At 70.0% G+C, this 13,250-nt stretch carries 14 protein-coding genes; 6 read left to right on the forward strand and 8 right to left on the reverse strand.

Translation table 11 applies throughout. The annotated features are described in order from the left end of the window. The 5 genes from VFH10_RS10920 to VFH10_RS10940 all read left to right on the forward strand — a co-directional run. A partial coding sequence (locus VFH10_RS10920; protein ID WP_325128394.1) for a DUF1501 domain-containing protein occupies positions 1 to 772 on the forward strand: 772 nt, incomplete at its 5' end. Positions 773 to 1,148: 376 nt separating this feature from the next. Next, positions 1,149 to 1,352, forward strand: coding sequence for a cold-shock protein (locus VFH10_RS10925; protein WP_056905888.1), 204 nt, complete (start codon positions 1,149 to 1,151; stop codon positions 1,350 to 1,352). Positions 1,353 to 1,551: 199 nt separating this feature from the next. Next, on the forward strand, positions 1,552 to 1,731 hold the full coding sequence (locus VFH10_RS10930) for a hypothetical protein (protein ID WP_325128398.1): 180 nt from the start codon (positions 1,552 to 1,554) through the stop codon (positions 1,729 to 1,731). 115 nt (positions 1,732 to 1,846) lie between these two features. Further along, positions 1,847 to 2,464 (forward strand): DUF47 domain-containing protein, encoded by a 618-nt coding sequence (locus tag VFH10_RS10935; protein WP_325128400.1) that lies wholly within the window; start codon positions 1,847 to 1,849, stop codon positions 2,462 to 2,464. Positions 2,465 to 2,466: 2 nt separating this feature from the next. Next, a complete protein-coding gene (locus VFH10_RS10940; RefSeq protein WP_325128401.1) occupies positions 2,467 to 3,468 on the forward strand; it encodes an inorganic phosphate transporter in 1,002 nt (333 codons plus the stop codon). A gap of 6 nt (positions 3,469 to 3,474) precedes the next feature. Here VFH10_RS10940 and pstB read toward each other — a convergent pair whose 3' ends face one another. The 6 genes from pstB to VFH10_RS10970 form a co-directional block, all read right to left on the reverse strand. Continuing rightward, complete coding sequence (gene pstB / locus VFH10_RS10945; protein ID WP_325128402.1) at positions 3,475 to 4,254, reverse strand: phosphate ABC transporter ATP-binding protein PstB; 780 nt, start codon at positions 4,252 to 4,254, stop codon at positions 3,475 to 3,477. 65 nt (positions 4,255 to 4,319) lie between these two features. Continuing rightward, positions 4,320 to 4,520, reverse strand: a complete 201-nt coding sequence (locus VFH10_RS10950) for a hypothetical protein (RefSeq protein ID WP_325128403.1) — start codon at positions 4,518 to 4,520, stop codon at positions 4,320 to 4,322. Beyond that, positions 4,521 to 5,402 (reverse strand): phosphate ABC transporter permease PstA, encoded by an 882-nt coding sequence (pstA, locus tag VFH10_RS10955; RefSeq protein ID WP_325128404.1) that lies wholly within the window; start codon positions 5,400 to 5,402, stop codon positions 4,521 to 4,523. It abuts the gene before it with no gap. After that, a complete protein-coding gene (gene pstC / locus VFH10_RS10960; RefSeq protein WP_325128406.1) occupies positions 5,399 to 6,331 on the reverse strand; it encodes a phosphate ABC transporter permease subunit PstC in 933 nt (310 codons plus the stop codon). The genes pstA and pstC overlap by 4 nt, the downstream gene beginning before the upstream one ends. A 41-nt stretch (positions 6,332 to 6,372) precedes the next feature. Then, positions 6,373 to 7,494 (reverse strand): phosphate ABC transporter substrate-binding protein PstS, encoded by a 1,122-nt coding sequence (locus tag VFH10_RS10965; RefSeq protein WP_325128407.1) that lies wholly within the window; start codon positions 7,492 to 7,494, stop codon positions 6,373 to 6,375. Positions 7,495 to 7,700: 206 nt separating this feature from the next. Next, on the reverse strand, positions 7,701 to 8,564 hold the full coding sequence (locus VFH10_RS10970; protein WP_325128408.1) for an NUDIX hydrolase: 864 nt from the start codon (positions 8,562 to 8,564) through the stop codon (positions 7,701 to 7,703). 84 nt (positions 8,565 to 8,648) lie between these two features. Here VFH10_RS10970 and VFH10_RS10975 point away from each other — a divergent pair, with 84 nt between their 5' ends. Next, positions 8,649 to 9,716 (forward strand): hypothetical protein, encoded by a 1,068-nt coding sequence (locus VFH10_RS10975; protein WP_325128409.1) that lies wholly within the window; start codon positions 8,649 to 8,651, stop codon positions 9,714 to 9,716. 123 nt (positions 9,717 to 9,839) lie between these two features. Here the strand turns inward: VFH10_RS10975 and VFH10_RS10980 are convergent, their stop codons facing one another. Next, on the reverse strand, positions 9,840 to 10,913 hold the full coding sequence (locus tag VFH10_RS10980) for a hypothetical protein (RefSeq protein WP_325128410.1): 1,074 nt from the start codon (positions 10,911 to 10,913) through the stop codon (positions 9,840 to 9,842). A 146-nt stretch (positions 10,914 to 11,059) separates the two neighbouring features. Continuing rightward, positions 11,060 to 13,204: an RNA degradosome polyphosphate kinase gene (locus VFH10_RS10985; RefSeq protein WP_325128445.1), complete on the reverse strand. Its 2,145-nt coding sequence runs from the start codon at positions 13,202 to 13,204 to the stop codon at positions 11,060 to 11,062. Between the last annotated feature and the right edge of the window lie 46 nt (positions 13,205 to 13,250).

Consider the following 13,250-nt stretch of genomic DNA (forward strand, 5'->3'; position numbering starts at 1 on the left):
CGACGCGGTCCACCTGGGCAGCTCGACGCCCCCCACGATCGTCTCCGGCCCGGCGGCCTCGGTCGCCACCCAGAAGCTCGAGGACATCAAGCTCGTCGGCTCCGACAGCGGCTGGGCCGCCCGGCGCCGCGGCCACCTCCAGACCATGTGGGGTGCGGGGGACAGCCCGATGGCGGTCGCCGCGCGGTCGGCGCTGTCGACGGTCGCGACCCTCGGCGCGGTCGCGGGTGGTTCCTACAAGCCCGCCGTGAGCTACCCGATGGCCTGGCCGGCCTCCGACCTCTCCGAGGCGCTCATCGACACCGCCCGGCTGATCAAGTCCGACATCGGCACCGAGGTCGTGTCGGTCGACTACGGCAGCTGGGACATGCACGACGGCTACGGCAACCTCGAGTGGGGCGACATGCAGAACATGACGCGTGCCTTCGCCTCGTCGGTCAGCGCGTTCATGAACGACCTGGGGTCGCTCCGCTCGCGGGTCACCCTGGTGACGATCAGCGAGTTCGGCCGCCGGGTCGCCGAGAACGGCAACCAGGGCCTCGACCACGGCTGGGGCAACATGATGCTGCTCATGGGCGGCGGCGTCGCCGGTGGCCGCTACCACGGCGCCTGGCCCGGGCTCGGCGGCCCTCAGCTCGTCGACGGCGACCTGGCCGTGACCACCGACTACCGCAACGTGCTCGGCGAGCTGGTGGCCAAGCGGTTCCCCGACCGGTCACCGACCTCGGTCTTCCCCGGGCTCGTCTACCGGCCGATCGGCGTGATGCGCTGAACCGGTGGTCGCGCTCGTCCAGACCCGGTCTCGTGCCAGCAGTCGGGGCCGACCTATCGGTGCCGGCTCCCGCGCGCTGGGCGGCGGTGCGGGAGCCGGCTGAACAGATGACGTCCGACGGCGAGGAACGGTTTACACACCTTTTGCTCCCTCCACTCGGAATCGCGCGCCGCAGTTGGTAGGGTCGTGCGCGCAACAGGTGCAAAGTTCCACAGGTCTTCCTAGGTCTTCATCAGAGGACCGACGTCCGCGGAGTTTTGTGATCCGACGGCGTTTTCTCTTGAGTCACTGCTTGAGGGGGCACGGCGTTTCACCGCACCTGTTGTGGGGCCGCCGAGGTGGCGGTCCCAAGCCCCATCAGTAGGAGTAAGTCAGCATGGCTCAGGGCACCGTCAAGTGGTTCAACGCCGAGAAGGGTTTCGGCTTCATTGCGCAGGAGGACGGCGGCGACGACGTCTTCGTGCACTACTCGGCCATCCAGTCGCAGGGCTACAAGTCCCTCGACGAGAACCAGAAGGTCGAGTTCGACGTCACGCAGGGTCCGAAGGGCCCGCAGGCGGAGAACGTTCGCCCCGTCTGATCTCGCCCACCGGCCCCACGGCCGGTCTGGTCGACCCAGGCAACAAAGGACCCCGTCGGGCTATCCGTCGGGGTCCTTTGGTTTGTCCCAAATGACTATGGGTATGCCTCCGAGGATCGGGGGACAATGGACGCGTCGGTTGCCGCGCTTTCCGTTGACAGGAGCAAGAGCCGTCATGATCCAGGGAGGGAGCGGTGTCGTGGATGACCAGCTGAACGTCCCGTTGGAGGACGCGGAGCTGCTCGCCGAGGTGGAGCTGACCACCAACCTGATCATCGCTGCCAGTGAGTCCGACGACACCTTGGCGCAGGACGAGGTCGATCGACTGCTCGGCCTGGACCCGCCCAACATCCCGAGTCAACCGGTCCGGGAGGACTGACCCACCGGCCCGCAGCACAGTGGCTCCGGTCACCCCGGGGGGTCCGGGTTGAGCGGATTCGTCGGGCAGCACCTAGCATGATCCCCGGTTCTGTCCCGTTCACCAGGAGTTCGCTGTGGCCTTGCGCTTCCGCCCTGCCGACACGACGTTCTACGACCTGTTCGCACAGCTGGCCCAGCACCTCGTCGTCGGCGCGGACCTGCTGGCGCAGATGCTCGGTGACGGGAGCGACCGTGAGGGCATCGCCCAGAAGATGCGGGACGCCGAGCACCAGGCCGACGAGTCGACCCACAACGTGATCCGACGGGTCAACACCACGTTCGTCACGCCGTTCGACCGGGAGGATATCTACGCCCTCGCGTCCGGGCTCGACGACGTCATGGACTTCATGGAGGAGGCCGTCGACCTGGTCCTCCTCTACGAGGTCGAGCACCTGCCGGCCGAGCTCGCCAACCAGGTCGAGGTCCTCCAGCGGTGCGCCGACCTGACGGCGGACGCGATGCCCCGACTGCGCACCATGAAGGACCTCGAGGAGTTCTGGATCGAGATCAACCGGCTGGAGAACGCCGGTGACAAGAGCTATCGGCGGATCCTTGCCAAGCTGTTCAGCGGCAAGTACGAAGCGCTCGAGGTGCTCAAGCTGAAGGACATCGTCGACTCCCTCGAGGCGGCGATCGACGCGTTCGAGAAGGTCGCCAACACGGTCGAGCAGATCGCCGTCAAGGAGTCCTGAGCGTGGAGCTCGCGATCGTCGTCGCGGTGGTCTTAGTCGCCCTTGTCTTCGACTACACCAACGGATTCCACGACGCGGCCAACGCCATCGCCACCTCGGTTTCGACGCGTGCGCTGACGCCACGGGTAGCGCTGATCATGGCGGCGATCATGAACTTCGTCGGCGCCTTCCTCGGCCAGGAGGTCGCCGACACCGTCGGCAGCGTCATCTCGCCCGACCCCGGCACCCACGGGCTGGTCGTCGTGATGGCCGGACTCATCGGCGCCATCTCGTGGAACCTCGTCACCTGGTACTTCGGGCTGCCCTCCTCCTCGTCGCATGCCCTGATCGGCGGGCTGGTGGGCGCCGCGGTCGCCTCCGGCTCCCTGGTCCAGTGGAGCGTGATCCTCGACAAGGTCGTGATCCCGATGGTGGCATCGCCACTGTTCGGCTTCCTGGCGGCCTTCGCGCTCATGCTGGGCATCATGTGGGCGTTCCACAAGCGCAACCCGCACAAGGTCAACCGTGGCTTCCGCCAGGCGCAGACCGTCTCGGCGGCGGCGATGGCGCTCGGCCACGGACTGCAGGACGCCCAGAAGACGATGGGCGTGATCTTCCTGGCCCTGCTCACCGGCGGTTACGTGTCCGAGGGTGACCCACTGCCGGTCTGGGTGATCATCTCCGCCGCGGGAGCGATCTCCCTGGGCACCTACTCCGGCGGCTGGCGGATCATGCGCACGTTGGGCCGGCGGATCATCCACCTCGACCCCGCGCGTGGCTTCGCGTCGGAGTCGATCGCCGCGGGCGTGCTCTACACCACGGCGTTCGTGTTCGAGGCCCCGATCTCGACCACGCACACCATCACCTCCGCGGTGATGGGTGCTGGTGCCACCAAGCGGTTCTCCGCGGTGCGGTGGGGCGTGGCCCGCTCGATCGTGATCGCCTGGGTGCTGACCTTCCCGATGGCCGGTCTGGCCGCCGCGCTCGTCTACTGGGTCTGCCGCTACGTCTTCCAGCTGCCCTGACCGCGGTCAACCGAAGCGGCCGGAGACGTAGGCCTCGGTCGACGGCTCGTCGGGGTTGGAGAAGATCTTCCTGGTCGGGTTCATCTCGACCAGGCGCCCCGGCCTACCGGCCCCGGCGAGGTTGAAGAAGCCGGTGTCCTCGGAGACGCGGGCGGCCTGCTGCATGTTGTGGGTCACGATCACGATCGTGTAGTCCGTCCGCAGCTCGTGGATCAGGTCCTCGATCGCTGCCGTGGAGATCGGGTCCAGGGCCGAGCAGGGCTCGTCCATCAACAGCACCTGGGGCTCGACGGCGATCGCACGGGCGATGCACAGTCTCTGCTGCTGACCGCCGGAGAGGCTGGAGCCGGGCTTGCCGAGCCGGTCCTTGACCTCTTCCCACAGGTTCGCGCCGCGCAGGGACCTCTCGACGATGGCGTCCGCCTCGGGCTTCGGCATCCGCTTGCTGTTGAGGCGGTTGCCGGCGAGGACGTTGTCGTAGATCGTCATCGTCGGGAACGGGTTGGGGCGCTGGAACACCATCCCGACCTGTCGACGTACCTGCACCGGGTCGACGTCGGAGTCGTACAGGTTCTGCCCGTCGATGACGATCTTGCCGTCCACCCGCGCCCCCGGAATCACCTCGTGCATCCGGTTCAGCGAGCGCAGGAAGGTCGACTTCCCGCACCCCGACGGCCCGATGAGAGCGGTCACCGAGCGTGCCGGGATCGTCATGGTGACGCCCTCCACGGCCTTGAAGTCGCCGTAGTAGAAGTCGAGGTCGGAGACGTCGATGCTCTTGGCCATGGTGTCTGGTTCCTTCGTGGTCGAGCGCGTCTGCGGGTCTGAGGAGGTCGTCAGGAGTTCGGGGCTCATCGCGCTCCCTTGGGTGAGAACAGCCGGCCGACCGCGCGGGCGACCAGGTTGAGGATCATCACGATCGTGATCAGCACCAGCGCGGCTCCCCAGGCGCGGGCCTGCCCGAACTCCGGCGGTACGCCGGGCTGGGTGAACGAGTAGTAGATGAACACCGGCAGCGTCGCCATCCGCTCCGAGAAGACGTTGAAGTTCACCTAGTCGGTGTCGCCGGCGATGATGAGCAGTGGTGCTGTCTCGCCCGCGACCCGGGCGACCGCCAACATCACGCCGGTGATGACACCGGCCAGCGACGTCGGCAGCACGACCTTGAGGATCGTGCGCCACTTCGGCACGCCGAGGGCGTAGGAGGCCTCGCGCAGCTCGTCGGGGACCAGCTTGAGCATCTCTTCGGCCGACCGGACCACGATCGGGATCATCAGCACCGACAGCGCGATCGAGCCGCCGAAGCCCATCCGCACGCCTGGGCCGAAGATGATCACGAAGAGGGCGTACGCGAACAGGCCCGCGACGATCGACGGGATGCCGGTCATCACGTCCACCAGGAACGTGACGGTCCGTGCCAGCCGGCTCTGGCCGCTGTACTCCACGAGGTAGATCGCGGCCATGATGCCGACCGGCACCGAGATCAGGGTCGCGACGAGCGTGATCAGCAGCGTGCCCATGATCGCGTGGTAGATGCCGCCGCCCGCACCGATGACGTTGCGCATCGAGAAGGTGAAGAACTCCGCGCTGAGCACGGGCGCCCCCTTGGCGGCCACCGTGTAGATCAGCGTGACGAGCGGCAGCATCGCGATTCCGAACGCCGTCCACACCAGGGTCGTCGCCAGCCGGTCGATGGCGCCGCGGGATCCCTCGACGACGTACGCCCACAGCGGCAGCGCCACGGCGAAGACCAGCACCGTGACGAGAGTCGTGAGGGCAGGACCCCAGCCGGCCAGCAGGCCGACCAGGGCGGCGGATGCGAGCGACACCACGCCGGCGAGCGCGGGGGCCGAGCGCGGGAGCGTCGGGTGGGTGAGCGGGAGGTCCTGCCGGGAGGCCGTCTCGGGACGGCGGCTCGTGGTCTGGGTGCTCATCGGCTGTCCCCCTTCACTCCGCGGGCGGCGATGGCGCGGCCGAGGAGGCTCACGCCGAAGGTGATCACGAACAGCACCAGGCCGCTGAAGATCAGCACGTTGACCTTGAGTCCGGACGCCTCGCCGAACTGGAGCGCGATGTTGGCGGCGATCGTCGACGGGTTGGAGGTTGAGATCAGGTTGAAGGAGACGACACCGGTCGCGGAGAGGACCATCGCCACGGCCATGGTCTCGCCGAGCGCTCGGCCGAGCCCGAGCATGGACGCCGAGACCATGCCGGAGCGGCTGCAGGGGAGGACCGTCATCCGGATCATCTCCCAGCGGGTCGCCCCGAGGGCCAACGCCGCCTCCTGGTGCAGGGTCGGCGTCTGCGCGAAGATCTCGCGCGTGATCGCGATGATGATCGGCAGCGCCATCACCGCCAGCACCACCCCTGCGGTGAGGATCGTGCGGCCGGTGGTCGAGGCGGGGCCGGCGAAGAACGGCAGGAAGCCGAGGTTGTCCTCGAGCCACACGTAGAGGCCGGAGATCCTGGTGCCGAGGTACCCGATGCCCCAGAGGCTGTAGACGACCGAAGGGACGGCGGCGAGCAGGTCGATGAGGTAGCCGATGGTCCTCGAGGTCCGGCGCGGCGCGTAGTGGGAGATGACCAGCGCGACCCCGAACGCGAGCGGGGTGGCGATCAGCATCGCCAGCACCGCGGCGAGCAGCGTGCCGAACGGCAGTGGCCACACGTACAGGACGATGTCGTCCTCGCCGCCCCTCGCCGACGCGGGGGCCGTGACGGCGGGCGCGCCCTCGAGGGTCAGGAAGATCGCCACCCCGGCGAGCGCCAGCAGGATGGTGACGGCTGCCGCCCGCGCCAGACCGGCGAAGAGGACGTCCCCTCTCCGCTGCACCGGCCGCGGGGCCGCTTCGGTCACTGCCACGTGACTACCTCTCCTGGTCGGGCGCCGGGTGCTCGGGTCGATCAGCCGACCGTGATCCCGTCGACGGTGGCCTGTGCCTCCTGGGCGATCGAGGGCGCCAGCGGGGCGGATCCGGCGTTCTCGGCCGCGGTCGCCTGACCGTCCTCGCTGATGACGTAGCCCAGGTAGGCCTTCACCAGCTCGCCCTCGGCCGTGTCGGCGTACGACGGGCAGGCGATCAGGTAGGAGGTCAGCACGATCGGGTAGACCCCGGCCTCCTCGGTCGTGTAGTCGAGGTCGTAGATCATCTGACCCTCGCCGGCGGCGTCGGCCGCGGGCGAGACCTCGAGGATCTTGGCCGCCGCCTCCGGGGTCGGCTCCTCGAAGCCGTCACCGACCCCGATCGCCGCCGTGCCCAGGTCGCCGGCCTGGCTCGCGTCGGCGTACCCGATGGAGTTGACGCCGTTCTGGACGGCCCCGACCACGCCTGAGGTGCCGCTGGCACCCTCGCCGCCGTCGACCGGCCACTCCTCGACCTCACCGTGCGTCCACACGTCCTCGGCCACCGTGGCCAGGTAGTTCGTGAAGTTGCCGGTGCTGGACTCGTCCGAGCGGTGCACCGGGTTGATGTCCTCGGCTGGAAGGTCCGCGTTCGGGTTGGTCTCGGCGATCGCCGGGCCGTCCCAGCTGGTGATGTCGCCGGCGAAGATCCCGGCCAGCGCGTCCGGACTCAGCTCCAGGCTGTCGACACCCTCGAGGTTGTAGATCACTGCGATCGGCGACACGTAGTTGGGGACCTCGATGGGGGCCTGGCCCCCGCAACGCTCCGTGGCCGCGTCAAGCTCGCCCTCCTCGTTGTCGAGGTAGGAGTCGGAGCCGGCGAACGGGAAGCCGCCGGAGATGAACTGCTCTCGACCGCCGCCGGAGCCGATCGGGTCGTAGTTGACGGTGACGTCGGGGTTCGCCTCCTGGAAGCCCGCACGCCAGGCGTTCTGCGCGGCCTCCTGGGAGCTCGCGCCGCCGCCGTTGAGCGTGCCGGCCAGGCTGCTGCCCTCGCCGGCGTCGGTGCCGCCGTCGGCAGCGGAGGACGGCTCCTCGTTCGCCGCACCGCACGCGGTCAGGCCGAGGCCGAGGACCAGCGCGGCGGCCAGCGCCGCCGGCCGGCGAAGGGAAGTGCTGTTCACTTCGTTCTCCTGTGATCTTTCGAGACACGTTGGTCAGTACGCGTTCGAAGCTAGGGAGCCGAGGTGAAGCGACCCACGGGGCTGGGTGAACGGTGCGTGAACGGTGGCGGCCGACTTGGTGGCGGCGGACGGGACGAGAGTCGTACGTCACGTGAACGGGAGCGCGTGACCGCCCGAAATGCCGCGGACTCCACCTCCGGGAAGGCTCAGACGGCGTGCTGCTCGACGGCGACGACCTGGCCCCGCCGGTGGTGCACGACGACCATCGCGCCGGGGTCGAGGGAGATGTTCGTGACCCCGATCGCGCGGAGCACGAGCGGGACGACCGGTCGGTGCGTGCAGAGGGCCGTCGGCGTCTTCGAGGTCAGCAGACCGTGCAGGACCTCCGTCACGGTCCCGTCGTCGGCGTCCTCTTCGGTGAGTGCGTCGGTGACGCCGAGGTCGACGTCCGCGGTGTGTGCGTACGGCGCCAGCGTGGTCCAGCAGCGGCGGCTGCTCGAGCTGACGATCCGGCGTACTCCGTAGGCGGCGAGCAGCGGGACGAGCTCGTCGGACTGCAGCTCCCCGGCCGGCGACAGCGGCCGCTCCCGGTCGTCGCCGCGCCAGGTCTTGCGTGGCTCCGCCTTGCCGTGCCGGACCACGAGGAGCGGCGTCGAGCGCCTGCGGACCGCGGTGAACGCGTCGAGGATGACGCGGTCGTGGTCGTGGCTCAGCTTCCGCCGGGCCTTGTCGAGGTCGACCCAGGCGACGTCGTCGACCTCGGCGTTGGGGCGGTAGGTCGAGACGTCGTCGTCGCCCATCGGCCGGCCGACCCAGTAGCGCACCCGTTTCGGTCGCAGCGTGCCGTTTCCGACCGTGTAGGTCTGGTCGGGCAGGGGCGGGCCGAGCCGGATGTCGACCCCGGTCTCCTCGGCCACCTCGCGGACGGCCGCGGCCACGGCGTGCTCGCCGGGGTCGAGCTTGCCCTTGGGAAACGACCAGTCGTCGTACTTCGGGCGGTGGATGAGCAGCACCTGGGGGCCCTTGCGGGACACCACCGCCCCGGCCGCGAGGATCTCCCGCTCGTCCACCGGGCTAGTCTCACACGCGGGGTGCCCGCGAAAACGGCTGTTTCGCGGGGTGTTCACGGGTCGGTCACGGAGAGGCGGAGCAGGTTGGGTAGACGTGCCGCGGTGGTCGCGGCGGCGGCCGTCGTGCTCGTCCTGCTGGTGGCTGCCGGGTTCGTCGCCTGGCGTGCGCTGGACTCCTCCAGCGACTACGAAGCCGCGATGGCCACCCTCCCGGACACCACGCTGCGGGCGACGTACACCGACTGGACCGGGGTGCGCGCGGCCGCGGACGGTGAGGGCCTCGACGCGGGCGCGGGGGACGACGAGGTGGCCGAGTTCCTCGACCGCGCCTTCGAGCGCGACCTGGTCAGCACCTCGGCGATCGGAGACAGCACGCTGGCGATGCGCGACCGCTACGGCGTGTCCCCGCTCGACGCCTCCTGGGAGGCGCTCGGGCAGAGCCCGTCCGGCCAGGTCGTCGTGCTGAAGGTGGGCGACGACGTCGACCTCGGCGGCGTCGAGCAGCGGCTGAGGTCGTTGGGCTACGAGACGCCTGACGGTGGGGTGGGGACCGGCGGAACCTGGGCCGGGTCGCCCGACCTCGTCGCCGCGCTGGACCCGGGGCTGACCCCGGTGTTCCAGAACCTCGCGGTGCTCGAGGACGAGCGGCTGCTCTTGCTCTCCGACCGGGCCGAGGCGGTCTCGGCGGCAGTGGAGGTGGTGCGTGGCGACGCCCCGGCGCTCGACGAGCCGGACCTGGCCGCCGCGGCCGAGGAGCCGGTGACGGCGGTGCTCTGGGGCTCGGACTTCGCCTGCGAGGACCTCGCGATGGCGTCGGCCGACGAGGAGGACCAACGCGTCGCGGACCAGCTGGTCCAGGAGGCCGGCGGGGTCAGCCCGCTCACCGGCCTGGTCGTCGCCATGCAGGACGACGGCAGCCTGCGGGTCGCGCTCGAGTTCGAGACCGAGGAGCAGGCGTCGGCGAACCTGCAGCCGCGGGTCGACCTCGCCGCTGGTGACGCGCCGGGCCAGGGCGGCAGCTTCGCGGACCGTTTCACGGTGACCAACGGGTCGGCCGACGGCGAGACTGTGCTGCTCGAGCTCGACCCGCGGGGTGCGGAGTTCGTGTTCAGCGACCTGACCTCGGGGCCGGTGCTGTTCGCCACCTGCTGATCCCCGCCTCCCGATACGACGCGACGGATTTGCTGTCGCGCGGGGTGGAGAACAGCAGTTCCGTCGCGTCGTATCCGGGGTTGGCGCGCGTCCGCCGGCGGCTGAGGTACGGCGGGCAGCGGATCAGGCGGTCGCGGACCAGGTGTCTGTCTCGGCCTCCAGGGCGGCCTCGGCACGACGGGCGAGCCGCTCGTCGAGGCTCGGGACGGTGCGCCAGCCGGGTGGCGGGACGATCGTCCAGTCCCGGTGGTCGTCGCGGAGCCATCGGGCACGCGCGCGGGTGCTGTGCATCCTGGCCACCACCCGCTGCGGGTGGGACAGGTCGTTGCCGGTCACGGTGAAGTACTCCAGCCCGACGTCACGCATGGTCTGCTCGCGAGCGACGTCGCGGGTGTGCCGCGCCGCCTCCCGGTGGTCGGCACCGTCGAACTCGCCGACCGTCCCCGAGTCAGGGTCGAGCAGGTCGGCGATCCCGAGGAGGTGCCCGTCGCGGGTCCAGATCGGCTGGTTGACCAGCGGAGCAGGCAGTTGCGCCTCGCGGACCCAAATCAGCCGCATCCGGGTCTCGGCGGGCGACCGGCTGTCCTCGTCGGCGAGGGCAAGGGCGGTGCGCACCTGCGGGACGCCGGTCCAGGCGGGGTGGGCGCCGGCGTACTCGCGCATCTGCGCGATCGAGACGACCTCCGCGGCGGCCATCATGTCCATGGCGACGACCGCGTCGACCAGGCTCGGGGCCGTGCGCATCGCGTCGAAGAGCGCACGCCGGGGCACCGTGCAGCTCACCCCCGCGACCACCTCGACCTCCTCCCAGGTGAGCCGGGCTCGGAGCAGCCGGCTCCCGGGCCACGGCCGCAGCTGCGCCTTCGCCCCGAGGGCGAGGGGCACCGCCAGCCGGGTGCGTCCGCCGTGGGCGAGACCGTCGAAGAACGCGGCGCCGTGCATGCGGCACGCCGCCCATCCGGTCACCCCGCTGTCGACGACGGGCAGACGCGCCGCATGCTCGAGGATCCGTTGCTCCGGCACGTCGTCGCCGACCGAGGAGGGTACGAACAGGCCGGGCGTCGTACGGCGCCAGTGCGGCCCTCGCGCCTGGGCCGGGGTGGGTCCGGCGCGGCCGGTCGGGTCGACGGGCACGGGCGCGACAAGGTCGTCCGGAGGTCGGCACTTGGGGTGCCAGCGATGGGAGTCGCGCGCCATCGCACCAGCCTGTCCCGACCGCGCAGCTGGCGTCGCGCGCCGTCCACAGCCGGAGTCCCGCGTCCCCAGGCGGATACGACGCGACGAACTTGCTGTCCCGGTACCCCGATCACAACAGATACGTCGCGTCGTATCGGGGGATGGGGTCAGCGCGGGGGCGGGGCGGCGCTCGTCGAGGCGGTCGTCGTACGACGGCGGCGGCGGGTGGCGATCAGGGTGGCCTGCAGGTCACGCAACGGGTTGCCCTCGTCGTCGAGGTGGTGACGCACCCACTGGCCGGAGGACTCGAGGTGCCACGACGCGGTCCCGTCGTCGAAGGCCAGGTCGAGCATCCGCCCGACCTGCTCGACCGGCGCCGGGCCGGGCAGCTGCACGAGGCACTCGACCCGCCGGTCGAGGTTGCGGTGCATCAGGTCGGCCGACCCGATCCACGCGGTGGGCTCCCCGCCGTTCTCGAACCAGAACACCCGGCTGTGCTCGAGGAAGCGACCCAGCACGGACCGCACCCGGATCGTCTCCGACAGACCGGGCACACCGGGCCGGAGCGCACAGATGCCACGGGTGAGCAGCTCGACCGTCACGCCGGCCCGCGCGGCGTGGTACAGCGCGTCGATGGTGGCCTCGTCGACCACGGAGTTCGCCTTGATCCGGATCCTGGCCGGCCGACCGGCCCGGTGGTGCTCGACCTCGCCCCTGATGCCGGCGATGATGCCGTCGCGCACCGAGTCCGGCGCGACGAGCAGCCGCTCGTACGACGCGTTCCGCGAGAAGCCGGACAGGTTGTTGAAGAGGTGGGCGACGTCCTCCCCGATCGTCTCGTCACAGGTGAGCAGCCCGTAGTCCTCGTAGCTGCGCGCGGTCTTGGGGTTGTAGTTGCCGGTGCCGATGTGCACGTAGCGCCGGATCCCGTCCGGCTCGTCGCGCACCGCCATCGCGAGCTTGCAGTGCGTCTTGAGGCCGACGAGACCGTAGACCACGTGGCAGCCCGCGTGCTCGAGCTTGCGGGCCCACTGGATGTTGGCCTCCTCGTCGAAACGGGCCTTGATCTCGACGAGCACCAGCACCTGCTTGCCGGCCTCGGCCGCGTCGACCAGGGCGTCGATGATCGGCGAGTCACCCGACGTCCGGTAGAGGGTCTGCTTGATGGCGAGCACCTGCGGGTCGGCGGCGGCCTGCTCGATGAACCGTTGCACCGAGGTGGCGAACGAGTCGTAGGGATGCTGCAGCAGTACGTCGTGGCGCCGCAGCGCCGCGAAGACGTCGACCGGCGACGCCGACTCCACCTCGGCCAGGTGGGGGTGCGTGGACGGCACGAACGCCGGGTACTTCAGCTCGGCCCGGTCCAGGTCGGCGATGTCGTGGAGCCCCCGCAGGTCCAGCGGGCCGGGCAGCCGCACTACCTCGGCGTCCGACACCCCCAGCTCGGAGACGAGCAGGTCGAGGATGTGCGGGTCGATCGACTCCTCGACCTCCAGACGCACCGGCGGCCCGAAGCGACGGCGCAGCAGCTCCTTCTCGAGCGCAGCCAGCAGGTTCTCGGCGTCGTCCTCCTCGACCTCGAGGTCCTCGTTGCGGGTGACCCGGAAGGTGTGCACCGCCAGCACGTCCATGCCCGGGAACAGCCGCTTGAGGTGCTCGGCGATCACGTCCTCCAGCGGCACGAACCGCTGCTCGCCGACCGGCACGAAGCGACTGAAGATCGGCGGCACCTTCACCCGCGCGAAGTGGTCCTTGCCGGTCTTGGGGTTCCGCACCAGGACGGCGAGGTTGAGCGACAGCCCGGAGATGTAGGGGAACGGGTGGGCCGGATCGACCGCCAGCGGGGTCAGCACCGGGAACACCCGGTCGCGGAACAGCTTCTTGCAGTGCTTCTGCTCCTCACGGGTGAGCTCGGACCACCTCAGCAGCTCGATGTCGTGCTCGGCGAGGGCGGGCACGATCTCGTCGCGGAACAGCGACGCGTGCCGCTGCAGGAGCTCGCTCGCGTTCTGCCAGATCTGCTCGAGCACTTCGCGCGGCATCAGCCCGGACGCGGTCGGTACCGCGACACCGGCCGCGATGCGTCGTTTGAGACCCGCCACGCGGACCATGAAGAACTCGTCGAGGTTCTGCGCGAAGATCGCGGCGAACCGGACCCGTTCGAGCAGCGGCACCGCCGGGTCCTCGGCGAGCTCGAGCACCCGGTTGTTGAAGTGCAGCCAGGACAGCTCGCGGTCGAGGAACCGGTCGTCCGGCAGGTCACCCAGCGTCGCGTCGTACGGCGGCTCGACGTCGAACGTCTCCTCGGCCACCACGCTCAGTCGGCTCGCACTCTCCAAGGTCACCTCTGCATCGTGG

Origin of the sequence: Nocardioides sp., assembly GCF_035697785.1 — a bacterium.
Lineage (GTDB): Bacteria > Actinomycetota > Actinomycetes > Propionibacteriales > Nocardioidaceae > Nocardioides_B.

What these genes read in the sequence shown, in the direction of transcription:
- VFH10_RS10925 (WP_056905888.1), top strand. Translation starts at nt 1,149, where the DNA reads ATGGCTCAGGGCACCGTCAAGTGGTTCAACGCCGAGAAGGGTTTCGGC.
- pstB (WP_325128402.1), bottom strand. Translation starts at nt 4,254, where the DNA reads ATGGCCAAGAGCATCGACGTCTCCGACCTCGACTTCTACTACGGCGAC.
- pstA (WP_325128404.1), bottom strand. Translation starts at nt 5,402, where the DNA reads ATGAGCACCCAGACCACGAGCCGCCGTCCCGAGACGGCCTCCCGGCAG.
- VFH10_RS10980 (WP_325128410.1), bottom strand. Translation starts at nt 10,913, where the DNA reads ATGGCGCGCGACTCCCATCGCTGGCACCCCAAGTGCCGACCTCCGGAC.